Genomic DNA, 25,116 nt, shown 5'->3' on the forward strand with positions numbered 1-25,116 from the left:
GAACGGTCGACATGGCTGAGGCGACACGCATTGTCGTGGTCGATGATGATGACCTGTTTCGCCCGATGCTGGTCGGAAACCTGTCCGAGGCCGGCTTCGCGGTGCGCGAGTTCTCGGCGCCGGACGTAGCGCTTGAGGCTCTCAGTGCCGATAGCGTGGCACCGGAAGCCACCATCGACCTGCTCATTCTCGACTGGAAGATGCCAGGCCTGACGGGGCTTGAGCTGTTGCAGCGGCTGCGACAGATCGGCTTGATGACGCCGGCTATCTTCCTCACCTCCCTCGATGACGTGATCTACGAAGAAGCGGCGTTGAAGGCCGGCGCCATCGATTTCGTCGGCAAGACGCGCAGCTTTGCCATTCTGCAGCGGCGCATCGAACTTGCGCTCAGCCGCGCGGAAACGGTCGACGGCGCGGCAGAAGGGCCGGCGAATGCCGATGGCATTCTGCAGACCGGCCCCCTCCTGTTGGATGCCGGCTCGCATGCAGTGACCTGGCGCGAGCGTCCGGTCAGCCTCACTTTGGGTGAATTCAAGTCAGTGGCCTTGATGGTGCGCGCGGGGCGCGATGTGAGCTACCGAGAGATCTACGACGCGCTCCGGGGCGAGAATTTTGCGGCAGGGCAGGGGCCTGATGGATACCGCGCCAATGTGCGCGCACTCATCAAACGCGTTCGACAGAAATTCATCGCTGTCGACCCCAGCTTCGATGCGATCGAGAATTTCCCCGGCTTTGGGTACCGCTGGCGCGCCGCCAGCAAAGATACGTAAAGGCCGGGGGCGGTCGCGGGGGAGGCGATGCTGCGCACGATATTCGGTTCTGTGCTGGTGAAACTGGTGCTGCTCGGGCTGGTGTTCCTGAGCGTGCCGATGATTCTCTATGCCCGTTTCGCGACCGTCGACGAAGAGCGCCAGCAATTGCTGCTCGGCAATCTGCAGAACCAGGGATATCTCCTCGCTCAGGGGCTGGAACTCGCTTTGCACGCGGAAGGCGCCAAGGCGCCGGTGGCGGCGGCGGATTGGGTGGCGAGGCTCGGCACCAGCAGCTTGCGCATCAAGCTGCTGATGCGACCGACGGGGGAGCAACAGAGCTTCTACTATGTCGCCGCCTTCCCAACTGTGGATGCAGCCTATCTCGATGCGGAGCGCGCGGCTCTCGTTGCAACAGGTATCCTCGGCAAGGTTGAAGAGAGCTGCGCCGGCAATCGCAGCCTCAGCCAGAGCTTTACCGGCCCTAGTGGCACGACCGAAATCCTCACCTCGATCTCGCCTTTCCATACTGAAGTCGGTTGCTGGGCTGTCATTACGGCCTATGCCGAAAGTGACCCGGCGGGCACGACCCTGGCGCGGCCGTTCGCGTCGGCGCCCGAAGTCCGGTGGGCCGGCATTTTCTATGCCATGATGGCGTTGCTGATTTTGGCCGTCGCCGTGTCGGTGGCGCTGGGGCTCAGCCGCTTTGCGCGGTTGGCGCGCCTTATCCGCCATACACCCGGGCGCCGGCAGATCAGTTTCGCCAATGCAACGCCGGTTCCGGAGCTGAAACCGGTGGCGGTCGAGTTCGATAGTCTGGTGACGACGCTGGAAACCTCGGCGCGTTCGATCCGCGAAGCGGCCGAAGAGAATGCCCATGCGCTGAAGGCGCCGATCGCTGCCATGGCGCAGGCGGTCGAACCGATCCGGCGTATCGCCAACAGCACGAATGACGACCGCGCCAAGCGGGCGGTGGAGACGATCGAGCGTGCGCTCGAGCGCATGGAGGATCTGGTGGCGTCGGCCCGGCGGATCGATGAGGCCATCGCCGAGATGATCGACGCGCCGGCATCGCCGATCAAGCTGTCGCCGCTGGTTGAGAACACGGCGCGGGCATTTGCCGAAGCACATGGCAATAACGTCAAGATCGTGGCCAGCGTCGAGCCGGGTATCAAGGTCTCGGCCAGTGAAGAGGCCTTGGAGACGGCGATCGAGAATCTGGTCGACAATGCCGTGAGCTTCGCGCCGCAGGGCACCACCGTGCGCCTGGAACTGAAACAGGGTGGTGGCCGCGCCCGCCTGTCGGTCATCGATCAAGGGCCGGGTGTTCCGGTCGACCTGCTGCCGGCGATCTTCGAGCGTCATGTGTCGCACCGGCCCAGCAATGGCAGCGGTGCGGGTGCTGCCGGTGGGCCGCATTTCGGCCTGGGCCTCGCCATCGTCCGCCGGAATATCGAACTGATGGGCGGCCGTGTCGCCGCGCGGAACCGGCCGGAAGGTGGTTTCGAGGTGACGATCAGCCTGCCGCTGGCGAGCTGACGCCGTCAGCCGGCAACGCTGATATCCTCAGTCAAACGCACTTCGTCGCAATTCTCGCCGGGGCCGCCGCGGTCGACGATCAGGAAATTCTGCTCATCCTCCAACACGATGAGTGGATGGTGCCAAGTCCCGGGTGCGTAGTTGACGCCTTGCTGCCCAAGCGTGCGGAAGCAACGGAGATTGGCCGCCGTCGGCGCCTGCCCAGGCCGCGCCACGACAACCAGAAAGGCGCGCGGCAGCAAGGGTATGAAGGCCTGCGAAGAAAGGGGATGGCGTTCCATCATCCGGATGCGCAATGGCATTTCACGCGGCTTGGCGCGAAAGATACTGATCAACGGCCTGCCACCCTCGGCGCCAACGTCGACCTTGGCAAGGTCATGGTAGCGTTCCGCATATCCCTCATTGATCGTGTAGTGATTGTCGCCGCCGCAATCGATCACGTCGCCGAATGGGGCAAAGGCGGCGCGGGTCAGAGGTTCGGCCTTCAGCATCATACCGGTTCACCCCACAGGCGCAGGCGCGATACACCGCCGTCCGGAATGACATTGAGCCTTACATGGCTCACCGGACCGATATCTGGGATCTCGCCGGCATAATAGTGCTGCTTGTCCATCGCCATTTTCTGTTCGGGCAACAGCGTCCGCCAGAACATTGATTGCGTGACGATGGATTGTTCGGTCGACGCGTCGACCAGCGCGGCCTGGATCGAGCAGCGGTCCGGAAAGTTCCCTTTGAAATGCGCCGTGTCGATTTCGATTTTTGAGAGTCGCCCCGCACGGGCCAACGCGATGATGCACCAATCATTGCCGGGTTCGCGGCGACGGCGTGTTTCCCAGCCATCACCCATATTGATGCCACGGCCCGGAAAAAGCAGCCGCATCGGGGAGCCGTAATGCTGGTCAGAGCAGGCGACGGCGTAGGCGCCAAGTTCCACATCGGCAAGGTTTTGTGGCTGCTTGCGGTCGATGCGTTGCCAATCGACAGCTGGCCTGCCGAAGGCTCGCAGGCGGGCGACACCCCCGTCGGGAAAGATATTGAGACGGATATGGGTGAAAGCATTGTCGTCATGGCAGGCAATGAAATGGTGACTGTCACCTTTGAGAGACGTCGCGGCCACGACGGTTTGCCATTTCGTGGAAGCCATCGGATCACCAGCGACATTGCAGGCCTCGATCGAGGCTGCAGGTGGGAAGTTGCCGGTGAAATGGCTGGTATCGATATCAAAACCGGCGATGCGCCCTGGAAAAGCCAAGCGGCAGATGCAGTGATCGTAGCCTTCCTGGCGCTTGCGCCGGCTCTCCCATCCGTCCATCCATTTGCCGTTGTCGTCATACTTGCCGGGAATGAAGACCGCAGGCTCCGGATTGAGCATCCGCTCCTTGGGCGCGAAGAATTCGTCGCTGGCGGACAGGGCTTCTGCGCCCAGGCGCGGATCCAGCAGGTTGATGAAGGAGGTGCCGAAGGGCTGACCTTCGGCGTCGGGGCTGCTCATCTGGTCTCTCCAAACGGATGATGTTCCCGCCAGTGGCGGGCAATGTCGATGCGGCGACAGATCCAGACCTTGTCATGGCTGGTGACATAGTCGATGAATCGCTCAAGGGATCTCAGCCGCCCTGGGCGGCCGATCAGGCGACCATGGAGCCCGACTGACATCATGCGCGGCGTCTTCTCACCTTCGGCATAGAGGACATCGAAGCTGTCACGCAGATAGGCGAAGAACTGGTCGCCGCTGTTGAAGCCCTGTGGCGTCGCAAAGCGCATGTCGTTGGCATCCAGTGTATAGGGCACCATCAACTGGGGTCGCCCATGCAGCGTCGACCAGAATGGCAAGTCGTCGCTATAGTCATCGGCATTGTAGAGAAAGCCGCCTTCCTCGGCGACCAGGCGGTGCGTATTGGGGCCGGTTCGCCCGGTATACCAACCCACGGGCCTGGCGCCGGTTGCACTCTCGATGGCAGCGATTGCTTTGCCGATATGGGCGCGCTCTGTTGCTTCGTCGACGTTCTGGTAGTTGATCCAGCGATAGCCATGGCTGCAGATCTCATGCCCGGCATTGTGCATGGCACGGATGATGGCCGGGTGCCGCTCCGCTGCCATTCCGACGGCGAAGATCGTGAGCGGCAAATTGTGGCGTTTGAACAGGTCAAGCACGCGCCAGGCCCCAACCCGGCTACCATATTCATAGATGGATTCCATGCTGATATGCCGCTGTGCGGGCAGCGGCTGTGCGCCCACGATCTCCGAAAGAAAGGCTTCTGAAGTCGCATCGCCGTGCAGGATGCAGTTCTCCGCCCCCTCTTCATAATTCAAGACGAATTGCAGGGCGATCCGAGCGTCGCCGGGCCAGTTCGCATAGGGTGGGCGATCGCCGTAACCAACGAGGTCGCGCGGGTAATCCGATGGCGGCATGCCGGCTCTTTCCCCCGATTTCTGCGGCCCACAGCTTACACCGGGGACCCCGCCATTTGGGCAGCGCGCGGAGCAGGCGAAACTCTACAAATCTTTCTTTGAAAATGCCCCACTGCGGCTCATCCTTGACCGGTTCAAGGGATATCGCGGTTGATTCCTGTCCAAAGGGTCAGCATTATCGCCCTAAGGCGGGGGCAGCCTGGATGGGCCTTTCCCCGACTGGCGAAAAGAAACGGCCAAAAGGCCACTTTTGGGAGACGTGAGATGAACAAGCTCTTGTTGCGCGCCGCAACGGCGATGGCTGTCATGTTCGCGGCAAATGCCGCCCTGGCCGAACCGGCTGTCGTCTACGATGCCGGTGGCAAGTTTGACAAATCCTTCAACGAAGCCGCTTTCAACGGCATGGAAAAGTACAAGGCTGAAACGGGCGATTCCTATCTCGAGTTCGAGGTGCAGACCGACGCCCAGCGCGAACAGGCTTTCCGACGCATGGCCGAAAAGGGTGCAGACCCCATCATTGGCATCGGCTTCAGCCAGGCGGACGCCTTAGCGAAGGTTGCCAAGGAATTCCCCGACAAGCATTTCGCCATCATCGACATGGTGGTGGAACTGCCCAACGTGCAGTCGATCGTGTTCAATGAACATGAAGGCTCGTTCCTTGTCGGCATCCTCGCCGCCATGGCCAGCAAATCAGCCAAGGTCGGCTTCATCGGCGGCATGGACATTCCGCTTATCCGCCGCTTCGAATGCGGCTACGAGCAGGGCGCCAAGTTTGCAAACAAGGATATCAGCGTTACCGCGAACATGACCGGGACGACGCCTGCCGCCTGGAACGATCCAACGAAGGGCACGGAACTTGCCAAAGGGCAATTCGACCAGGGCGTCGACGTGATCTTCGCGGCTGCCGGCGGTACCGGTACGGGTGTCTATCAAGCTGCCAAGGATGCCGGCAAGTTTGCTATCGGCGTCGACAGCAACCAGAACCATCTGCATCCGGGGACGATGCTCACGTCGATGATGAAGCGGGTTGACGTTGCCGTCTACAATTCGGCCAAGGCGGCCAAGGATGGCAGCTGGAAAGCCGGCGTCACGGTCATGGGTCTAGCCCAGGATGGCGTCGGCTGGGCGCTCGACGACAACAACAAGTCGCTGATCACGCCGGACATGATGGCAAAGCTCGACGCCGCCAAGGCCGACATTATCGCCGGTAAGATTGCGGTCCATGACTATATGGCCGACAACGCCTGCACCTACTAATCGACAATGCCAACCGCCCGTCTCGGGCCGGATCAGGCGATGAAAGCGGCGGCGTCCGACAGGGCGCCGCCGCCTGCCATCGAATTGGTCGGCATAAACAAGCGTTTCGGAACCGTGCAGGCGAACCGCGACGTGACCTTGCGCGTCGAGAAGGGAGCCATCCACGGCATCATCGGCGAAAACGGCGCCGGGAAATCGACCTTGATGTCGATCGTCTATGGCTTCTATGAGGCTGACAGCGGTGCAATCCGGATCGACGGCCGGCCGGTCACCATTGCCACGTCGGCCGATGCTATCGCTGCGGGGATCGGCATGGTGCACCAGCATTTCATGCTGGTCGAGAGCTTTACCGTCCTGGAAAACGTCATGCTCGGTGCCGAAAGTGGCGCCTTGCTTCAAGTCGGCGCTGATAAGGCGCGGGCCGAATTGCTTCGGCTGGGTCGCGAATTTGGTCTTACCGTCGATCCGGATGCGCGCGTCGCCGACCTTCCGGTCGGCGACCAGCAGCGCGTCGAGATTCTGAAAGCCCTGTTTCGCCACTGTTCCATTCTCATTCTCGACGAACCAACCGGCGTGCTGACGCCACAGGAAACCGACCAGCTCTTCCGCATTCTGCGTGCCCTCAAATCCCGTGGCGTCACCATCCTGCTCATCACCCATAAGCTCAAGGAAGTGTTGGCGATCACGGACCATGTCACCGTCATGCGGGCTGGCGAGGTCGTTGCGGACAGACATACGGCCGACACCAATGCCAATGAATTGGCCGAATTGATGGTCGGTCGCAAGGTTCGCCTCGAACTGGAAAAGTCGCCGACCGAGCTGCGGGCGACGGAATTGACCGCCGATCATCTTTCCTTGGTCGACGAGCGCGGTGTCACGCGGCTCCACGATATCACCTTTGCCCTGCGGGCCGGAGAGATCGTCGGCATCGCCGGGGTCTCAGGCAATGGCCAGAGCGAACTGCTTGAGGTGTTGGCCGGAATCCGGGCGCCGAGCTTGGGAACGTTGCGTGTAGGAGAGACGGAAATCACGGCAGCGAAGCCTGGCGATCCCGCCATGATGCGCAGGCTCGGTGTCGCCCATGTACCGGAAGACCGGCACCGACTGGGTATTGTCGCCGGCTTTCCGGCATGGGAATCCGCTGTCCTTGGATACCAGCGCGATGCCGAACTGGGCGGGCGCTTTCTGCTCGATCGGGTGAACATGACAAGGCACTGCGAGAAGCTAATGCAGAGTTTTGATGTGCGCCCGCCGCAACCGCAATTGGGGTCCGCCAAATTCAGTGGCGGCAACCAGCAGAAGCTCATTCTGGCGCGGGAGATGGCCTGCCAGCCTCGCGTCCTGCTGATCGGTCAGCCGACGCGCGGGGTTGATATCGGCGCCATTGAGTTCATACACCGGGAGATCGTCGCCCTGCGCGACCGTGGCGTTGCAATCCTGCTGGTGTCGGTGGAGTTGGACGAGATCCTGGCTCTGGCTGACCGGATTCTGGTGATGAACCAGGGGCGTATTGTTGGAGAGATCGACGGAGCGGCGGCAGATGAGCGGCAATTGGGCCTGATGATGACGGGCGGCGGCGACCAACAGAGAGCAGCTTCATGAGTGCACGCCCAAGTCAGCTGCCGCGCTGGATCGAGATCGGGCTGCTGCCGGTCATCAACGTGCTGATGGCACTTGTCGTGGCCAGCCTCATCCTGTGGACAATCGGTGCCAATCCTATTGATGCCATCGCCATCCTGGTCGAAGGTGCTTTCGGAAGCGGCTATGGCTGGGGCTACACGCTCTATTATGCCACCAGCTTCATTTTCACAGGCTTGGCGGTCGCGGTGGCGTTCCATGCGGGCCTCTTCAATATCGGTGGCGAGGGACAGGCTACGATCGGCGGGCTCGGCGCTGGTCTCGCTGCCCTTGCCTTCGACCAGGTTCTGCCGGCGCCGGTCCTGTTGCCGCTGGCAATCCTGTCATCGGCCGTCTTTGGCGCCGCCTGGGCGATCGTGCCGGCCTATCTGCAGGCTTATCGCGGCAGCCATATCGTTATCACCACCATCATGTTCAATTTTCTGGCCGCGTCCTTGATGGTCTATCTCCTGGTCGACGTATTTCGTGACCCCGGGCAGATGTCGACGCAAAGCCGCACCTTCGCAGACAGTGCCACCTTGCCGGAAATCGCTGCGGTCTTCGGCTGGTTCGGCATTAAGATCCCCTCGACGCCGCTCAATCTGTCGCTCGTCTGGGCGCTGATCTGCTGCGTGCTGGTCGAAGTCTTCATCTGGCGGTCAAGACTTGGCTATGAAATCCGCGCCACCGGCCTTGCGCCCCGTGCCGCGGTCTATGCGGGAATCAGGCCCGCCCGCATCGTTCTTATCGCCATGGCAATCTCCGGCGCCCTGGCCGGGTCGGTCGGCGTCAACGAGATCCTCGGCGTGCAGCACCGATTGCTGTTGGAATTCGTTGCCGGCGCGGGCTTCACCGGCATTGCGGTTGCGCTGATGGGCCGCAACCACCCCTTCGGCATCGTGCTCGCCAGCCTGTTGTTCGGCGCGCTCTATCAGGGGGGCGCCGAACTGGCATTTGAGATTCCCACCATCACGCGTGAAATGATCATCACGATCCAGGGCCTCATCATTCTGTTCTCCGGGGCGCTCGCCTATATGAACCGCCCTTGGGTCGAGCGCATTTATCTGCGCTTTGCCGCAGGACGTGCCGAGGAGGTGGCGGCACATGGATGACGCGGTCGCCCTCAGCCTCTCGACACTTGCGGCTACCATCCGCATGGCGACACCACTCATTTTCTGCGCCATGGCCGGCCTCTTCTCGGAGCGGTCGGGGGTGATCGATATCGGGCTGGAAGGCAAAATGCTGGCGGCAGCCTTTGCGGCGGCAACGGTGGCAGCCGAAACCGGGTCGCCGGCCATCGCCTTGCTGGCAGCGATTCTCGTGGCTGTTCTGTTCTCTTTGGTGCACGGTTTTGCCTGCATTACCCATCGCGGCGACCAGGTTGTTTCCGGTGTGGCGATCAACATCACGGCTGCGGGCCTGACGGTCGTTCTGGGCCATGCCTGGTATGCCCGTGGTGGCAATACGCCTGACCTCGCGCCAGATCAGCGTTTCATGCCGATCACTCTGCCGGGCGCCGAGGCGTTGCGTGATGTCCCACTCATTGGCCAGGTTTATTTCCATATCATCAGCGGTCACAGCCTGCTCACCTATGCCGCCGTGGCGTTGGTGCCGCTGGTCTGGTTCGTGCTGTATCGCACGCGTTTCGGTCTGCGCCTGCGCGCGACAGGTGAGGCACCAGCGGTGGTCGATACGGCCGGTATCCCGGTTCTGCGCCTGCGCTATACGGCCGTGATGATCGCCGGCCTGCTGTGCGGCCTTGCCGGTACGTTCCTGTCGATTTCCCAGAACGCGACCTTCCAGAAGGAGATGACTGCCGGACGAGGCTTCATCGCGCTGGCGGCGATGATCTTCGGCAAGTGGCGTCCCTGGCCAGCTTTCTTTGCCTGCCTGCTGTTCGGTTTCCTCGATGCGATCGCCATTCGCCTGCAAGGTGTCGCGGTGCCTGGCCTCGGCCAGGTGCCGGTGCCGTTGATCCAGGCGCTGCCCTATATCTTCACGGTCGTGCTTTTGGCCGGCTTCATCGGTAAGGCCGTGGCACCGAAGGCGCTCGGTCTACCCTATATCAAGGAGCGATGATCCATGGACCCGCGATTGCTTGAAGCCGCGCGTAAGGCGATGGTGCGGGCGCATGCCCCCTATTCGCAGTTTCACGTCGGCGCCGCCATTCTGGCCGATGACGGAAATATCTATGCCGGCTGCAATGTCGAAAACGCCGCTTATCCGGAGGGTTGGTGCGCCGAAACCTCGGCGATCGGTGCCATGGTGACGGGTGGCGGCAAGCTGATCGGCGAAATTGCTGTGATGGGCAGCGGTAACGAATTCACGACGCCTTGTGGCGGCTGCCGCCAGCGCATTGCCGAATTTGGCATGGCAGACACACCTGTCCATATCTGCGGTCCGGAGGGGCTGCGCCGTACGTTCAGGCTTGGCGAGCTGCTGCCTGCCTCGTTCGGCAAGGATCATCTGCCATGAGTAATGCGGCCGTGCAGGCGATCATGCGGCGGGCGCCCGGCTTTCGCGCTGAGATCGGGCTGGTGCTCGGCTCCGGCATGGGTGAGTTCGCGGAAAACGTCGAAGACCAGATCGTCTTTCCCTATGACGACCTGCCGGGCTTTGAGCAATCTGGCGTCAGCGGCCATGCCGGACGCCTGGTGCTGGGCCGTATCGGCAAGGTAAGCGTCGCCATCCTGCAAGGTCGCATCCACTACTATGAACGCGGCAATGCCGCCGCCATGAAAACACCGGTCGAGACCCTGCACGGACTGGGCTGCGAAAGTCTGCTGCTGACGAATGCTGCCGGCAGTCTGATGCCGGAGGTCGGATCGGGCGGCTTGATGCTGATCAACGATCACATCAACATGGTTCAGGAATCGCCTCTTTTCGGGATTGCGACCAACAAGCGCTTCGTCGACATGGTGGGCGCCTACGATGCCGACATGCGGCGGGATATACTGGCTTGCGCGGCACGTCTCAAGATCGAGCTGCGTGAGGGCGTCTATGCCTGGCTTGCTGGCCCGCAATTCGAAACACCGGCGGAAATTCGTGCCCTGCGCGTCATCGGTGTGGATGCGGTCGGCATGTCAACCGTTCCCGACGTCATCCTCGCGCGCTATTTCGGCATGAAGGCCTTGGCCATTAGTGCGATCACGAACATGGGTGCCGGCATGAGTACGGAAAACCTCAGCCATGAGCATACGATGGCGCAGATGGGTGTGGCCTCCGCCCAGCTAACGCGTCTGCTACTGGCATACCTCGGTGCCAAGACATGATGCTGCCGCAGGAAATCATCCGCAAGAAGCGCGACGCCCAGCGGCTGACACCGGCCGAGATCGACTTTTTTGTCGCCGGCATCAGCTCAGGCGCGGTCAGCGAAGGGCAGATTGCGGCCTTCGCCATGGCGGTCTTCTTTCGCGGCATGGATATGACCGAGCGCGTGGCGCTGACGCGCGCCATGATGAATTCCGGCTCCGTGCTCGACTGGGTGCCGCTGCAGCTCGACGGCCCGATCCTCGACAAGCATTCGACCGGCGGCGTCGGCGACAAGACCTCCCTGATCCTTGGCCCCATCATCGCGGCCTGCGGTTGCTATGTGCCGATGATATCGGGGCGCGGCCTCGGCCATACCGGGGGCACGCTCGACAAGTTCGATGCCATTCCAGGCTACCAGACGGCGCCAGATCTCGACACGTTCCGCCGCGTTGTGAAGGAAGCCGGTTGCGCCATCATCGGCCAGACGGCGGATCTGGCCCCGGCGGATCGGCGCTTCTATGCCATCCGTGATGTGACGGCGACGGTGGAATCGGTCCCGCTCATCACCGCATCGATCCTGTCGAAGAAGCTGGCCGCCGGCCTGCAAGGCCTGGTCATGGACGTAAAGACCGGCTCGGGCGCCTTTGCCGCCGAGCTCAAGATGGCGCGGGAACTGGCCGATTCCATCGTCCGTGTCGCCAACGGTGCAGGGGTCAAGACCAGCGCGCTCATTACGGACATGAACCAGGTGCTGGGCCGCACGGCCGGCAATGCTGTTGAAATGCTGGAATCGATCCAATGCCTGAAGGGTGAGGCGACTGATCCGCGCCTGCTCGACGTCACCTTGGCGTTGTCAGCCGAATTGCTGGTCATCGGTGGCAAGGCTGCCGACGCTGTGCAAGGTCGCCGCCTGGCCGAGCGCGCCCTGGAGAGCGGGCGTGCGGCGGAACATTTCCGTCGCATGGTGGTTGGCCTGGGCGGGCCGGCCGACATTCTTGACCATCCGGAGAAGCATCTCGCCAAGGCGCCGGTGATCCGGCCTTGCCATGCCGAAGAGGTCGGCATCGTTCGTGTGATGGATACGCGCGCCATTGGTATGGCCGTGGTCGCGTTGGGCGGCGGACGGACTCGTCCGGGCGATGGGATCGATCATCGCGTTGGGTTGACGCAAATCGTCGGTCTTGGTGAGGAACTGGGGCCAAACCGCCCCATCGCCCTGGTGCATGCGGCGGATGAGCCGTCGGCGGAAGCAGCGATGAAGACCCTGCGGCGGGCCGTGCGTCTGGTTGGCGAGAGCCGCACCGGTCCGGCCGTGATCGAGGAATTGCGATGATCTCCAAGCGCGCCTTTATCCTGGTGATGGATTCCTTCGGCATCGGGGCCGCACCCGACGCCGCGCGCTTTGGCGACACGGGTGCGGATACGCTCGGCCACATCGCGGCTGCCTGTGCGGCGGGGAAGGCGGACCGCGCGGGCCTCCGCGCCGGTCCGTTGCGTCTCCCCAATCTTGAGGAGATCGGCCTGGGACTTGCTGCGCAGCTGGCGACCGGCGAACTGCCGGCCGGCTTCAGTGCTTCCCATGCAAAAGGCGCCTATGGCGCCGCGGCCGAACTTTCCGCCGGCAAGGACACGCCGAGCGGACATTGGGAGATGGCGGGCTGCCCGGTGCCGATCGATTGGGGTTACTTCCCGCGGCAGGAACCCTGCTTTCCGCCGGAGATCATGTCTGAACTCATCGCGACATGCAGCCTTCCGGGCATCATCGGCGATTGTCATGCCTCGGGCACGGAAGTGCTGGATCGCCTGGGTGAGGAGCATATCCGCACCGGAAAGCCCATCTGCTACACCTCAGCCGATTCCGTTTTCCAGATCGCGGCGCATGAAACGCATTTCGGCCTCGACCGCTTGCTTGAGGTCTGCCAGGTGGCGAAGCGCCTGCTGGAACCCTTGCGCATTGCCCGCGTCATAGCGCGCCCCTTTGTCGGCGAACGTTCCGGCGGTTTCAAACGCACTGCCCACAGACGCGATTTCACCACGCCGCCGCCCGAATTGACCCTGCTTGACCGATTGAAGGACGCCGGACGCGACGTCATTTCGGTGGGCAAGATTGCCGATATCTTCGGGCAGCGCGGTATTACGCGCAGGGTGAAGGGCGAGGACAATGCCGCCCTTGTCGATGTAACGCTGGAATTGATGCAGAATGCGCCGGAGGGGAGCCTCACCTTCGTCAATCTGGTCGATTTCGACACACTCTTCGGCCATCGCCGCGATGTTCCCGGTTATGCCGCGGCGCTCGAGGCCTTCGACAAGCGCCTGCCGGAACTGCAGGCGGCGATGCGTTCCGGCGATTTGGCCCTGATTTCCGCCGACCATGGCTGTGATCCGACCGCCGGTGGCACGGACCACACGCGCGAATTCGTGCCCGTTCTCTTCTTCGGTCCATTGGCGCCGGCCAGGCCGCTGGGGCGCCGTACCAGCTTTGCCGACATGGGCCAGACCATCGCCAAGCATCTGGGCATTTCGCCGCTTGCTCATGGCCAAGCGTGTTTTTGAGAGTCATCATGCAGACTTTATCCGATCGTCCGACTGCCCGTACGTTCCGCGCGACCGATAGCGGTCTCACCGCCGAGATGCGCGCTGCTTTTGAAACGGACGGTTATCTCGTCATCGAAGATTTCGTGCCGATGGATCTCTGCGACCGGTTGATGGCTCGCGCGACGGAACTGGTGGGCGGTTTCGATATTGAGGCTCATAGAACAGTCTTCTCAACGAAATCCGTGGCCCATGCGACCGCGCTTTATTTTCAGGAGTCGGGCGATGCCATCCGCTTCTTCCTGGAGGAGGAGGCCGTTGATGCTGCCGGGAATTTGACCAGACCGAAGGAACTGGCCATCAACAAGATCGGCCACGCGATGCATGATCTTGATCCGGTCTTTTCCGAGTTTTCGCGGCAAGCGCATCTCGCGGCACTCGCCAAGGGTCTGCTTCAGGATCCGCTGCTGCTGCAGTCCATGTATATTTTCAAGCAGCCGGGCATCGGCGGCGAGGTCTCCTGGCACCAGGATTCGACCTATCTCTATACGGAGCCGATGAGTTGCATCGGTTTCTGGTTCGCTCTTGAGGATGCAGATAGCAGCAATGGCGGCATGCTGGCGATGCGGGGCGGCCATCGTGGTCCCTTGCGGCAGCGCTTTCGCCGATTGCCCGACGGCAAGCTGGAGACTGAGAAGCTCGTCACGACGCCGTGGCTGGAAAAAGATGTCGTCAACCTTGATGCCAGGAAGGGATCGCTCGTGGTCCTCCACGGCCTCTTGCCACACTATTCCTCGGCCAACCGGTCAACGCGGTCGCGCCACGCCTATACGCTGCATTGCATTGACGGTGCCTGCCGCTATCCGGCCGACAATTGGCTGCGGCGCGGAGACCATTTGCCGCTGCGCGGTTTCTAGGCTGCTTTCAGATAGCGGCTTGGCGGAAAGCCCAAGGTCTTGCGGAACATCGTGGTAAAGGCGGCGGGGCTCTCATAGCCGAGATCAAGGGCGATGGTGGTCACGGCTTCGCCTTCGGCAAGGCGGGGCAGGGCGGCAAACAGGCAGGCCTGACGCTGCCAGGCGGCAAAGCTCACCCCGCATTCGCGCTTGAAGTGGCGTGTAAAGGTGCGCCGGCTCATGCCGATGGCGTCCGCCCAATCGTCGATGGTCTGGTGCGCTTCGGGTCGCGCCAGGAAAGCCTGGCAACGTTCGCCAAGACGCGGATCGGCAGGGAAGGGCAGCGACAGCGGCAGAACGGGTAGGGCGCGCAGCTCCGAGAGCAGCAGCGCCATGATCTCCCCCTCGCGTCCTGTCAGTGCGTAGTCCAGCGGCAGGTCGACCGCAGCCTGGATGAGCGCGCGCATCAAGGGCGAAACGCCGAGCACCTGGCATTTCCCCGGCAGGCCATCCACATGAAGCGGATCGACGAACACGCAACGTGTTTCGACCTCACCCATCATGCGCACCGAGTGTTCGATATGCGGCGGGATCCAGACGGCTTGGTCCGGCGGCACGACCCAGGCGCCGTGCTCGGTACGGACCGTCATCACGCCCGGGACCCCGTGCAGCAGCTGACCGCGCGCATGGTGATGCGGCGCGATCTCGTAATCGTGCGGGTAATCATTGCCGGAGGCGATGACGGGCCGGGACGCTGAATCCAGCTCCCAGCCCCGGACGTTTCGTACCATGGCCCAATCTCGAAGAACTATGACCCATTATGGAAAGCAGGCCCCATCCTAGCCGCTATTCTCTCTAAATCCATCGATTTATGAGACTTCAAGAGATGTCCGCGACCACCGAGACCCTATCAACGCCGGCACCTGATCAGCATCGCGAGGCAGCGTCCGCCCGTCGGGTGCTGCTCACCATCAGCTTCTGCCACATGCTCAACGACATGATGCAGTCGCTGATCCTGGCGATCTATCCGATGCTCAAGGCCAGTTTTGCGCTCGATTTCGGTCAGATCGGTCTTATCACGCTGACCTATCAGATTACGGCCTCACTGCTGCAACCCTTGATCGGCATGTATACCGATCGCAGTCCCAAGAACTTCTCCCTTTCGGTCGGCATGAGCTTCACGCTTTGCGGATTGTTGCTGCTGGCCTTCGCCGGCAGCTACCCGATGGTGTTGATGGCGGCGGCCATGGTCGGCATGGGATCGTCCGTCTTTCATCCGGAATCCTCGCGCATCGCACGACTGGCTTCCGGCGGGCGGCACGGCTTTGCCCAATCCTTGTTCCAGGTCGGCGGCAATGTCGGTTCCGCGATCGGCCCGCTCGTCGCGGCCTATGCGATAGCGCCGCATGGACAGTCGAGCGTCGCCTGGTTCTCGCTGGTGGCACTGCTTGGCGTGATCCTGTTGGCGACCGTCGGCCATTGGTACAAGGCACATCGCGCCGCCCGTGCCAAGCGGCCGGTTGCGGCGATTGCCAATCCCTTGTCGCGCCGCACGGTTGTGGCGGCTCTCGCCGTGCTGCTCGGCTTGCTCTTTTCCAAGTATTTCTACATGGCCAGCATCAGCAGCTATTACACCTTCTACCTGATCGATCATTTCGGCGTGTCGACCCAGGATGCACAGGTCTATCTCTTCTTCTTCCTCGGCTCGGCAGCGTTGGGCACGATCCTCGGCGGCCCCATCGGCGACCGAATCGGCCCAAAGCGTGTCATTTGGGGCTCGATCCTGGGTGTACTGCCCTTCACGCTGGTCCTGCCGCATGTGGACCTCACCTGGACCATCATCCTCACGATTCCGATCGGCCTCATCCTCTCTTCGGCCTTTGCGGCGATCGTCGTCTATGGCCAGGAACTGATCCCGGGAAAGGTCGGCATGGTGGCTGGGCTCTTTTTCGGCTTCGCCTTCGGCATGGGCGGGGTGGGGGCAGCGGTATTGGGGGAATTGGCGGATTTCACCAGCATTACCTTTGTCTATCAGCTCTGCGCCTTTCTGCCGGCGCTGGGCCTGCTCGCCGTCTTCCTGCCGGATCTCAAATCCAGCCGCGCACGCACCTGACGCTCCCCTGAATGTGAACATGACGTGACGGTGCGCACAGCTTGCGTCGTTGCTCCGGCCGCAGCCGCCTTGTAGGAATCTCGCCAGGGGACGAGAAACAAGGCGCCGACCTTCGGGTTCGGCGGGAGACGGAGAAATGAAGCGCGTTCACTTGGCAATTGCCGCCAGCTGCATTGCAATCGCTGCCATCGGGACCATCGGTATCTGGCAAACGCATCCGGCTGCGGCACAGGAAGCGTTCACCGGGTCCTGGGACGTTGTAGCCGTGCAACCGGCGCCTTGGGTCGATGCCAGTTCGGCTGACAAGCCCGTCCCCAATGAGGAGATCGCACGCGGCCGCATCACCTTCATGGCTGATTCCGTGCAAGGTCCGGCCTTCCTCAATTGCGACAAGGCAAAATATGAAATTGCCAAGGTGCCGCCCGAATACCTGTTCGAGGGTGGTCTGACTGACCCGGTGCGCCAGGCCAAGGAACTCGGCTTCAACGACGGAGACATCCTGCAACTCAGCATGGGGTGCATATCCGGGGATGCCGATATCGGCATGGATTTCGATCTCATCGCCGAGGATATTGCCGTCTTCGCGCTCGACAACATGATCTATAAGATGCAACGGGTTAAGCCATGACGGCGCTTTCTTGTGCATAGCACCTATTCGGCCGTGAGGCTGGCTTAACCGGCGCTTGCCGGGCTATAGAAAACTACTTCTTTCAATTGCGGGCCGCCGATTGTCTTGGCGGCCCGCAGTGTTTTGCGATGGGACGATGGTGGCCATGACGACACGTGACGGAATTTTGCAGGACAGGGCCGGTGCCGCCGATCAAGTACGGGTCGAGTTCATCCTCCTGTTGGCGTTCACGATCTCGCTGGTGGCGTTGTCGATCGATTCCATGCTGCCGGCCTTGTCGGAAATCGCTGCTGATCTTGGCGTTACCAATCCGAACGATCGCCAGATGGTGATTACCGTGCTGTTTGCCGGCTTCGGCATCGCGCAGATCTTTTACGGCCCGGTGTCCGACAGTGTGGGCCGCAAGCCGGTGATTTATGCAGGCTTCCTGATTTTCATCGCCGGCAGCATCCTGTGCATTTTCTCCGGCGATTTCACCACCATGCTCGTCGGCCGCTTTCTGCAGGGGTTCGGCGCTGCGGGTCCCCGTACCGTCGTCGTGGCCATGGTGCGTGATCGCTATGAGGGGCGTGCCATGGCGCGCATCATGTCGCTGGTCACTTCGGTCTTCATCCTGGTACCTGTCCTGGCCCCATCGATTGGCCAGGGCATTCTGCTCGTGGCGCATTGGCGCGCCATTTTCTGGATGCTGCTCGCTCTCGGGATCGTAACGTCGCTGTGGTTCGCACTTCGCCAGGAAGAAACGCTGCCAATCGAGCGCCGCCGCGAGCTTTCCTTCGCGCGGGTGTTTCGGGCTATCGCCGAAACGTTCCGCAGCCGTGTTGCCCTTGGCTATATGACAGCGACCGGCCTCGTCTTTGGTGCCTTCATCGGCTATCTCGCTTCGGCCCAGCAAATCTTCCAGGAGATGTATGGCATGGGCAAGCTGTTCCCGCTCTGCTTCGGCATGCTGGCTGTCACCTTTGGTGCCGCTTCATTGACCAACGCCAAGCTGGTCATGCGTTTCGGTATGCGCAAGCTTTCCCACCGGGCGCTGATCGGGCACACCTTGCTGTCGCTCGTCTTTGCTGCAATCGCCTTCTATGTCGAAGGCAAGCCGCCCTTCCTGCTGTTCATGGCCTATATGATGGGTGCGTTCTTTCTCATCGGTTTGCTGTTTGGCAATTTCAACGCCATGGCCATGGCACCGCTCGGCCATATCGCCGGGGTCGGTGCCGCGGTGATCGGGGCTATGACGACCTTCATCTCGGTCGGTTGCGGTGCTGTCATCGGCCATGCCTATCAGGGCACGATCCTGCCGCTCGGTATCGGCTTTGCCGTCCTTGGTGTCCTGTCGCTGGCGGTGACGCGCTGGGCCGATGGCGGCCATGCGGACGCGGCGGAATAGGGCGCTTCAGCGCTGCGCGGCGTAGCGCACCATGCTTGCGGAAAGATCGTAGGACCGTTCAGCGTTGTAGATCGGTGTCTCACCGCCGATATGACTCGAGAACAGCGTGAAATGCGTGACCTCGAAGCTCTCCGAGCGGAAGAGGTTATGCATGGCGAGATATTGCTGCAGCTTGTGCGGTGGCGGGTCTTTCGGGCGCGCCAGCGTCACATGCGGCCGGTAGTTCTGTCCTTCTGGCGATAGGCCCGCCCGCACCACCGCCGACTCGACCTTGTCGTGGAGATGCATCAGCGCCGGCTCCTTGGCGACGCCCGCCCAGACCGATTTGACGCGGCCGCCGCTGGCAAAATGCCCGACTTCGGCCAGTCGCAGATTGAAGGTGGGCGCGCGGATACCAGCCAAGGCCGCATCGACATAGTCGAGTTCACGCCCGTCAAGCTCGCCCAGGAAACGCAACGTGATATGGAAGTTCTCCGGCGGGACCCATTTGGTCGTCGGCAGGCCCCCGCAGAGCAGGCGCAACTGCCAGCGCACCTGGTCGGGCAGCGAAATGGCCACGAAAAGGCGCATCACTCACCTGCCGAAGAAAAACGGCCGAATCGAACCGTGCGCAATCATACCAGCGATCTCCCGCCCTGACCATGGAGCACCCCAGGAAGAGTTAGGGGCAGGGATACGTATGCTCCTTGTTCACCGCTTCGATCTCGTTAAGGATTTCCGGTGACAGCTTTATGTCGATGCTGGCGATGTTGCTTTGCAATTGTGCCAAATTGGTGGCGCCGATGATGTTGGCGGTCACGAAAGGCCGCGAATTCACGAAGGCCAGGGCCATCTGTGCCGGATCGAGTCCGTGGCGATGGGCGATAGCAACGTACTTCTCGACCGCCGCCGCGGTGATCGGGCCGCGATAGCGTTGGAATTGCTGGAAGCGGTTGAGGCGCGCGCTCGCCGGCGCAGCTCCGCCGATATATTTGCCGGAGAGGATCCCCATGCCAAGCGGCGAATAGGCGAGCAATCCGCAATCTTCCCGCATCGCTACCTCGGCAAGCCCCACTTCGAAGCTGCGGTTGAGCAGCGAATAGGCGTTCTGGATCGAGTGCATGCGCGGCAATCCCAGCCGCTCGGCTTCCGTCAGCCAGCGCATGGCGCCCCAAGCGGTCTCGTTGGAAAGGCCGACCATGCGAATCTTGCCGGCCTTGATCTGATCCTGCAAGGCCAGCAGGGTTTCGGCGAATGGCGTGAAGGTTTCGTCCGCATTGTGCTCGTAGCCCAGCCGTCCGGCACCGTTGGTACTGCGCTCGGTCCAGTGCAATTGATAGAGGTCGATATAGTCGGTCTGCAGGCGCTTGAGACTCGCATCGACCGCTGCCGCGATGTTCTTCGCGTCAAAGGGAAGCTTGCCATCGCGCAGATAGGTGAGACGCTTGTCAGGTCCGGCGATCTTGCTGGCAAGCACGATCCTGTCGCGCCTGCCACGCGATTTCAGCCAGGTGCCGATGATCGTCTCGGTGGCGCCATAGGTCTCCTTCCGCGGCGGCACGGCGTACATTTCCGCCGTGTCCCAGAAGTTGACGCCCCGGTCGAGAGCCAGGTCCATCTGTTGATGTCCCTCGGCTTCGGTATTCTGCTCGCCCCAGGTCATCGTGCCGAGGCAGATGACGCTGACCTTGATGTCGCTGCGCCCGAGCCGACGGTATTCCATTCTGCTTTCCCCCTGGAGACGATATTTTAAAGAAACAAGGTGAGCACGCCGGTATAGGCATAAACTCGATCATGGCTGATTTCGCCATTGGCGAAAAAGCCGGTCAAGGGGAACTGGCCCAAATGCTCGGCAATCAGCCGCGTTTCCACGGCATCCGGCCCGAAGAGATTGGGTCCGCGCGCGACGCAGGAAACATAGAGCCCGCCGCGGATCGGCCGATCGATGCGCCGCTTAAGGCGATCGAGCATGCGTTCGAAATCGGCCAGCGCTGAATTGCGGTCGCGCCGCGTGAACATGATACCGTCGCCGGCCGCAACCTCCGCGCCGATGGCCAACCAGCCCTTGCCGGTGTCGATGCCGGTCAGGTTGCGCACCAGATAGTCGCCTGTATCCGATCCGGCGATGGGCAATGCGGCAAAGATGAAGCCGGCGACCTTGCGCATGTCGCGTGCCAGTACCTCGCCGATCTCCTCGCGGAAGACCTCAAGGGCCGGACGGCCATCGATCTCCATGACGATATTCTGTTCCGCCTCGGTGATGGTGTGTACGGGGCCGATGGGCGAACAACCCTGGCTCAGTCCCGTCACAACCGCGACATCGCCGGCCAGCAGAACGCCGGAGAGGCCGCCTTCGCCGACACGCCCGGCAACCTGCGGCACGGTCGTGCGCGAGGAACTGAGGCCACCGATGAGATAGAGACCCGCATCACCTGTCATTTGCTGCATCAGGACCGGCAATTGCGGGTTGCTGGGATCGCCATGGACCAGGGCGATACCCGGGTGTCGTGTTTGTCGCCAGGGCTGCAGGGCGCGCAGCCGGCTGCCCAAGCCGCCCGGCTCCGGTTCCAGCAGGCGGAAACTGTCGGCTGGGAAATGGCCCACCATCAGGCTGATCGCTGGCTGGTCGATATACTCCGCAGCGGCTCCCGACGCGTCCTGGCCGAGGATGGCGATGCCGACCGTGCCCAGCCAATGCTCGATCCCCGTTGCAAGGCGCAGCTGATCGACGATGGCGCCGAGGTCATTGGCCAGCGGATCGGTCACATAGACGAAGCCGAGCGCATTCTCTCGCTCGACCGGCCCCAGTGCAGTCAGGCACGCGCGTGTGATGTCGGCCCAGTGTGTTCCGCTTGCATGCGCGCTGGCAAAGCTTCCCGTCATGAGGCTGGGGCATCCAGCAGGCGGGTGACATAGGGCAGGATATTGCCGACGATCACGGCAACGCCTTCCTTGGTCGGGTGCAAACCGTCCTGCTGGTTGAGTTCTGGCTTGGCAGCCACCCCATCCAGAAAGAAGGGATAAAGCAGAACCTCGTGCGCCTTGGCCAGGTCGGGATAGATGGTGTCGAAGGCGCGGCGGTAGTCTTCGCCCATATTGCGTGCGGCCAACATGCCGACCAGCAGCAGTTTTGCGCCGGATTGCTTGATACGCTGGATCGTCGCATCCAGATTGCTGCGCGCCTGTGCCGGGTCGAGGCCGCGCAGCATGTCATTGGCGCCGAGCTCGAGGATCACAAAATCCGGCTTGTCCGCCAGCATCCAGTCGAGGCGGGAGAGGCCGCCGGCGGTGGTGTCGCCGGAAACCCCACCATTGATTACCGTCACCTCACGCCCCATCTTCTCCAGGGCTTGCTGCAATTGGGGAACGAAACCATCACCCTCGGGCAATCCATACCCCGCCGTCAGGCTGTCGCCGAACGCCAGAATTCGTACCGGTCCCGCCATGGCCGTGCCGTAATTGGCGGTAAAAAGGGTGGCAGCCAGGGTGATGATGGCCAGCAAATGTCGAAGCATCGGATATCCGGATTGGGAAGGCATGATCGAATTATCTCAAGTCGCACTTAAACTGGGAAGCGCTGCCGGCGAGGTCAATATCCTTAATGGCGTCGATCTTTCTATCGCTGCCGGCGAGACCGTTGGCCTGGTCGGCCCGTCAGGTTCCGGCAAGACCAGCCTGATGCTCCTGCTGGCGGGTCTTGAAAGCGCCACTGCCGGGCAGATCAGCGTCAACGGTGCCCAAATATCAGGCATGAGCGAGGATGCGCTGGCGCTGTTCCGGCGCAGGAATATCGGCATCGTGTTCCAATCCTTCCATCTCATTCCTACCATGACCGCGACCGAGAATGTGGCGGTTCCGCTGGAACTGGCCGGAATCGACGACGCTTTCGGCATCGCCGGCCGCGCCTTGGAAGCAGTGGGGCTCGGCCATCGGCTGACACATTACCCGTCGCAGCTGTCGGGTGGCGAACAGCAGCGCGTGGCGCTGGCAAGGGCCATCGCGCCGCGGCCGAAGCTGCTTTTGGCCGACGAACCCACCGGCAATCTCGACATGGAAACCGGCAGCCGCATTATTGAGCTGCTCTTCGCCCTGCGCGAACAGGTGGGGGCGACCCTGCTGCTCATCACGCACGACCCGGCCCTGGCGAAGCGCTGCGATAGGACCCTGCGCATGGCCGACGGCCGTATCGTCAGCGACGGGCGGCTCGCAGCCTGATCATGGACAGTCTCAAACTCGCCCTCAAATTCGCGCGCCGTGAAATGCGCGGCGGCCTTCGGCGTTTCGGCATTGTCATTGCCAGCCTTGCCTTGGGCGTCGGCATCATTGCCGGCGTAGGATCACTGTCCGCTGCCATCGAAGCCGGATTTGCCAACGACGCCCGCGCCATTCTCGGAGGCGATGCGGAGTTCCGCCTTGCTTATCGCGAGGCTGACGCAACCGAACGCGCTGCCTTGGAGCAGGGAGGCAAGCTGTCCCATGCGATGGAGCTGCGCGCCATGGTCAAGGTGGCCGGCAGCGACGTGGCGCCGACCCTGGCCGAAGTGAAGGCGGTCGACGATGCCTATCCGCTCTATGGAGCGCCGGTGCTTGAACCGGCAATCCCGCTCAGCCAAGCATTGGCGCGAGGTAGCGACGGCCTCTACGGTGTGGTTGCGGAAAGTGCGTTGGCCGACCGGCTCGGCCTCAAGATCGGCGACAGACTCACCATCGGGGACGGCCAGTATCGCCTGACCGCGCTGCTGCAGTTCGAACCGGACCGGGGACTGCGCGGTTTCTCGCTGGGGCCGCGGCTGATGCTCTCGCCGGCAGCCTTGCAGCCTTCCGGCTTGCTACAGCCCGGTGCCCTGGTCTATCATCTCTACCGTGTCGCCTATAAGCCGGCGCTCGACGGGGCTGCCTTCCTCGACAAATTGCGCGCCGATCTGCCCAAGGCCGGCTGGCGCATCCGCGATCTCAGCGATGCCGCCTCCGGCGCTAGCCGCTTCCTCGACCGCACGGCGCAGTTCCTCAACGTGGTCGGCTTTGCCGCCTTGCTGATCGGCGGCATCGGCATCGCCAATGCCGTGCGCGCCTATCTTGAAAGCCGCGCGCAATCCTTGGCGATCCTGCGCTGTCTCGGCGCCACCTCGCGTCTTCTGTTCCTGATCTACGGCATGCAGATTCTTGCCATGGCGGGGATGGGAATCGTGTTCGGCCTCGCCATCGGCGTGGCGCTGCCTTTTGTCGCGCAATCGGCACTCAGTTCCTATGGCCTGCGCCTCCTGCCTGGTTTCTATGTGTTGCCCCTGCTGTTCGCGACCGCCGTGGGCCTGCTGACCGCCGCCTGCTTCTCATTGCTGCCGCTGCTGCGCGCACAACGCATTCGTCCGGCGCAGTTGTTTCGCGCCTTGGCGCTGGAGCTTGGCGCGGTGAAGAAGGTCGACGCCATCGCCCTCGGCCTCATCGGCTGGGTGCTGGCTGGCCTCGTGCTGCTGGGCAGCGAGGACCGTGTGCTCGGTACATGGTTCATCATCGCGTCCCTGATTTCTCTCGCCCTGTTCCGGCTGCTTGCTATCGGCATTCGCGACCTGGCAGCGATCTTGCGTCGTCGCGCCCAGCGCAATGCCTGGCCGCAGGCCATCAGGTTTGCGCTGGGCGCCATGGTGCGACCTCAGGCGCCGGCCGCCGGTATCGTGATCTCGCTCGGCCTCGGCCTCACCATTCTCGTGGCGGTCGGCCTCATCCAGCGCGGCCTTACGCGCGACATCGCCGAGACGCTGCCGGCCAAGGCGCCGAGCTTCTATTTCATCGACATCCAGCCGGCGCAACTCGCGGATTTCACCGAGGAGGTTAGCAAGTATCCGACGGCGACGGATTATGAACACGTCCCCATGCTGCGCGGCCGGATCTCGCAGGTGAACGGTGTCCCGTCGGAAAAGGTCAATGCCCCGGCAGACATCGCCTGGGTCCTGCGCGGGGATCGTGGCATCACCTGGTCAGCGGAACCGCCACCCGGTGCCAAGATCGTCGCCGGCGAATGGTGGCCGACGGATTACAGCGGCGATCCTCTTATCTCGCTTGACGCAGAGACGGCGCGCGGCCTCGGCCTCAAGATCGGCGATCAGCTGACCGTCAATATTCTCGGGCGCGAGATCACCGGCCGGATTGCATCCTTACGCGAAATCGACTGGTCGCGCCTCGACATCAATTTCGTCATGGTCTTTTCCCCCGGGATGATCTCTGGCGCCCCACAGACCCATATCGCAACCGTGCGGGTGGATCCCGACCGCGAAGGCGCGCTGGTGACGGAGCTTGCCGCCCGCTATCCGAATATCTCCGCCATCCGCGTCAAGGATGCGATCTCTACCGCGACCCGGATTCTCGATGCGGTCGGCTGGGCCGTGCGCGCCGCGGCTGCCATCGCCCTGGCCGTCGGTGCCCTGGTCCTTGCCGGCGCGATGGCGAGCGGGCAACAAAGGCGCATCTACGAAGCCGTGCTGTTGAAGATGCTGGGCGGCACACGGCGCGACGTAGCACTTGGCTATCTCACCGAATTTGCCGTTCTGGCGGGGCTGAGTGCTATCTTCGCCTTGGGCATTGGCAGCACCGGCGCTTATTTCTTCCTGACGCGCCTCATGGAAAGCAGCTGGACCTTCGATCTGCCGCTGGTTCTCGGAATTGTCGGGATCAGCCTGGTGCTGGCGGTGGGGCTTGGCTTCGCTGGCTCCTGGCGTGCGCTCAGTGCGCGCGCGGCGCCGTATCTTAGGAACGAATAGGAG

The 25,116-nt window shown here is 62.3% G+C and carries 24 protein-coding genes; 16 read left to right on the plus strand and 8 right to left on the minus strand.

Annotation, left to right across the window (positions count from 1 at the left end; genetic code table 11):
• The first annotated feature begins 11 nt into the window (after window positions 1-11).
• Window positions 12-770, plus strand: coding sequence for a response regulator transcription factor (locus ACE3OA_RS04185; protein ID WP_374308210.1), 759 nt, complete (start codon window positions 12-14; stop codon window positions 768-770).
• Between the two features lie 27 nt (window positions 771-797).
• Window positions 798-2,288 (plus strand): sensor histidine kinase, encoded by a 1,491-nt coding sequence (locus ACE3OA_RS04190; protein ID WP_374308212.1) that lies wholly within the window; start codon window positions 798-800, stop codon window positions 2,286-2,288.
• A 5-nt stretch (window positions 2,289-2,293) separates the two neighbouring features.
• On the opposite strand, the gene ACE3OA_RS04195 is transcribed toward ACE3OA_RS04190, so the two are convergent.
• The 3 genes from ACE3OA_RS04195 to puuE are packed head-to-tail and all read right to left on the minus strand — an operon-like array spanning window position 2,294 to window position 4,697.
• Window positions 2,294-2,782 carry an ureidoglycolate lyase gene (locus ACE3OA_RS04195; RefSeq protein WP_374308214.1) on the minus strand — a complete coding sequence of 163 codons (489 nt, stop codon included), beginning with the start codon at window positions 2,780-2,782 and terminating at the stop codon, window positions 2,294-2,296.
• Complete coding sequence (gene alc, locus ACE3OA_RS04200) at window positions 2,779-3,780, minus strand: allantoicase (RefSeq protein ID WP_374308216.1); 1,002 nt, start codon at window positions 3,778-3,780, stop codon at window positions 2,779-2,781. The genes ACE3OA_RS04195 and alc overlap by 4 nt, the downstream gene beginning before the upstream one ends.
• Window positions 3,777-4,697 carry an allantoinase PuuE gene (gene puuE / locus ACE3OA_RS04205; RefSeq protein ID WP_374308218.1) on the minus strand — a complete coding sequence of 307 codons (921 nt, stop codon included), beginning with the start codon at window positions 4,695-4,697 and terminating at the stop codon, window positions 3,777-3,779. The genes alc and puuE overlap by 4 nt, the downstream gene beginning before the upstream one ends.
• A 264-nt stretch (window positions 4,698-4,961) precedes the next feature.
• On the opposite strand from puuE, the gene ACE3OA_RS04210 reads away from it, so the two are divergent.
• The 9 genes from ACE3OA_RS04210 to ACE3OA_RS04250 are packed head-to-tail and all read left to right on the plus strand — an operon-like array spanning window position 4,962 to window position 14,272.
• On the plus strand, window positions 4,962-5,954 hold the full coding sequence (locus ACE3OA_RS04210) for a BMP family protein (protein ID WP_374308221.1): 993 nt from the start codon (window positions 4,962-4,964) through the stop codon (window positions 5,952-5,954).
• 39 nt (window positions 5,955-5,993) lie between these two features.
• Window positions 5,994-7,556, plus strand: coding sequence for an ABC transporter ATP-binding protein (locus ACE3OA_RS04215; protein WP_374308223.1), 1,563 nt, complete (start codon window positions 5,994-5,996; stop codon window positions 7,554-7,556).
• Complete coding sequence (locus ACE3OA_RS04220) at window positions 7,553-8,683, plus strand: ABC transporter permease (RefSeq protein ID WP_374308225.1); 1,131 nt, start codon at window positions 7,553-7,555, stop codon at window positions 8,681-8,683. The genes ACE3OA_RS04215 and ACE3OA_RS04220 overlap by 4 nt, the downstream gene beginning before the upstream one ends.
• Window positions 8,676-9,650 (plus strand): ABC transporter permease, encoded by a 975-nt coding sequence (locus ACE3OA_RS04225; RefSeq protein WP_374308227.1) that lies wholly within the window; start codon window positions 8,676-8,678, stop codon window positions 9,648-9,650. Before ACE3OA_RS04220 ends, ACE3OA_RS04225 begins: the two co-directional genes overlap by 8 nt.
• Window positions 9,651-9,653: 3 nt before the next feature.
• Window positions 9,654-10,046: a cytidine deaminase gene (locus ACE3OA_RS04230; protein ID WP_374308230.1), complete on the plus strand. Its 393-nt coding sequence runs from the start codon at window positions 9,654-9,656 to the stop codon at window positions 10,044-10,046.
• Window positions 10,043-10,843, plus strand: a complete 801-nt coding sequence (locus tag ACE3OA_RS04235) for a purine-nucleoside phosphorylase (RefSeq protein ID WP_374308232.1) — start codon at window positions 10,043-10,045, stop codon at window positions 10,841-10,843. The genes ACE3OA_RS04230 and ACE3OA_RS04235 overlap by 4 nt, the downstream gene beginning before the upstream one ends.
• On the plus strand, window positions 10,840-12,156 hold the full coding sequence (gene deoA / locus ACE3OA_RS04240; protein WP_374308235.1) for a thymidine phosphorylase: 1,317 nt from the start codon (window positions 10,840-10,842) through the stop codon (window positions 12,154-12,156). The genes ACE3OA_RS04235 and deoA overlap by 4 nt, the downstream gene beginning before the upstream one ends.
• On the plus strand, window positions 12,153-13,376 hold the full coding sequence (locus ACE3OA_RS04245; protein WP_374308237.1) for a phosphopentomutase: 1,224 nt from the start codon (window positions 12,153-12,155) through the stop codon (window positions 13,374-13,376). Before deoA ends, ACE3OA_RS04245 begins: the two co-directional genes overlap by 4 nt.
• Window positions 13,377-13,384: 8 nt before the next feature.
• On the plus strand, window positions 13,385-14,272 hold the full coding sequence (locus ACE3OA_RS04250) for a phytanoyl-CoA dioxygenase family protein (protein ID WP_374308240.1): 888 nt from the start codon (window positions 13,385-13,387) through the stop codon (window positions 14,270-14,272).
• Here the strand turns inward: ACE3OA_RS04250 and ACE3OA_RS04255 are convergent.
• Window positions 14,269-15,042, minus strand: coding sequence for a helix-turn-helix domain-containing protein (locus tag ACE3OA_RS04255; RefSeq protein ID WP_374308242.1), 774 nt, complete (start codon window positions 15,040-15,042; stop codon window positions 14,269-14,271). The two genes, ACE3OA_RS04250 and ACE3OA_RS04255, sit on opposite strands and share 4 nt — an antisense overlap.
• A 95-nt stretch (window positions 15,043-15,137) precedes the next feature.
• Between ACE3OA_RS04255 and ACE3OA_RS04260 the strand changes: the two genes are divergently transcribed.
• The 3 genes from ACE3OA_RS04260 (at window position 15,138) to ACE3OA_RS04270 (ending at window position 18,379) form a co-directional block, all read left to right on the plus strand.
• Window positions 15,138-16,364 carry an MFS transporter gene (locus ACE3OA_RS04260; RefSeq protein WP_374308245.1) on the plus strand — a complete coding sequence of 409 codons (1,227 nt, stop codon included), beginning with the start codon at window positions 15,138-15,140 and terminating at the stop codon, window positions 16,362-16,364.
• A 136-nt stretch (window positions 16,365-16,500) separates the two neighbouring features.
• Window positions 16,501-16,992, plus strand: coding sequence for a hypothetical protein (locus tag ACE3OA_RS04265; protein ID WP_374308247.1), 492 nt, complete (start codon window positions 16,501-16,503; stop codon window positions 16,990-16,992).
• A 145-nt stretch (window positions 16,993-17,137) separates the two neighbouring features.
• On the plus strand, window positions 17,138-18,379 hold the full coding sequence (locus ACE3OA_RS04270; RefSeq protein WP_374308249.1) for a multidrug effflux MFS transporter: 1,242 nt from the start codon (window positions 17,138-17,140) through the stop codon (window positions 18,377-18,379).
• Between the two features lie 6 nt (window positions 18,380-18,385).
• Here the strand turns inward: ACE3OA_RS04270 and thpR are convergent, their stop codons facing one another.
• The 4 genes from thpR to ACE3OA_RS04290 all read right to left on the minus strand — a co-directional run bounded on the left by thpR (window position 18,386) and on the right by ACE3OA_RS04290 (window position 21,873).
• Window positions 18,386-18,949, minus strand: a complete 564-nt coding sequence (gene thpR, locus ACE3OA_RS04275) for an RNA 2',3'-cyclic phosphodiesterase (RefSeq protein ID WP_374308251.1) — start codon at window positions 18,947-18,949, stop codon at window positions 18,386-18,388.
• Window positions 18,950-19,040: 91 nt separating this feature from the next.
• Complete coding sequence (locus tag ACE3OA_RS04280; RefSeq protein ID WP_374308253.1) at window positions 19,041-20,081, minus strand: NADP(H)-dependent aldo-keto reductase; 1,041 nt, start codon at window positions 20,079-20,081, stop codon at window positions 19,041-19,043.
• 26 nt (window positions 20,082-20,107) lie between these two features.
• The gene (locus tag ACE3OA_RS04285) at window positions 20,108-21,241 is read right to left on the minus strand and encodes an FIST N-terminal domain-containing protein (protein ID WP_374308255.1); all 1,134 of its coding nucleotides are present in this window, start codon (window positions 21,239-21,241) and stop codon (window positions 20,108-20,110) included.
• A complete protein-coding gene (locus ACE3OA_RS04290) occupies window positions 21,238-21,873 on the minus strand; it encodes an arylesterase (RefSeq protein ID WP_374308258.1) in 636 nt (211 codons plus the stop codon). The genes ACE3OA_RS04285 and ACE3OA_RS04290 overlap by 4 nt, the downstream gene beginning before the upstream one ends.
• A gap of 22 nt (window positions 21,874-21,895) precedes the next feature.
• Here ACE3OA_RS04290 and ACE3OA_RS04295 point away from each other — a divergent pair, with 22 nt between their 5' ends.
• Complete coding sequence (locus ACE3OA_RS04295; RefSeq protein WP_374308260.1) at window positions 21,896-22,573, plus strand: ABC transporter ATP-binding protein; 678 nt, start codon at window positions 21,896-21,898, stop codon at window positions 22,571-22,573.
• A 2-nt stretch (window positions 22,574-22,575) separates the two neighbouring features.
• The gene (locus ACE3OA_RS04300) at window positions 22,576-25,113 is read left to right on the plus strand and encodes an ABC transporter permease (RefSeq protein ID WP_374308263.1); all 2,538 of its coding nucleotides are present in this window, start codon (window positions 22,576-22,578) and stop codon (window positions 25,111-25,113) included.
• Window positions 25,114-25,116 lie beyond the last annotated feature (3 nt).

Source organism: Dongia sp. (assembly GCF_041906375.1).
Classification (GTDB): Bacteria; Pseudomonadota; Alphaproteobacteria; order Dongiales; family Dongiaceae; genus Dongia.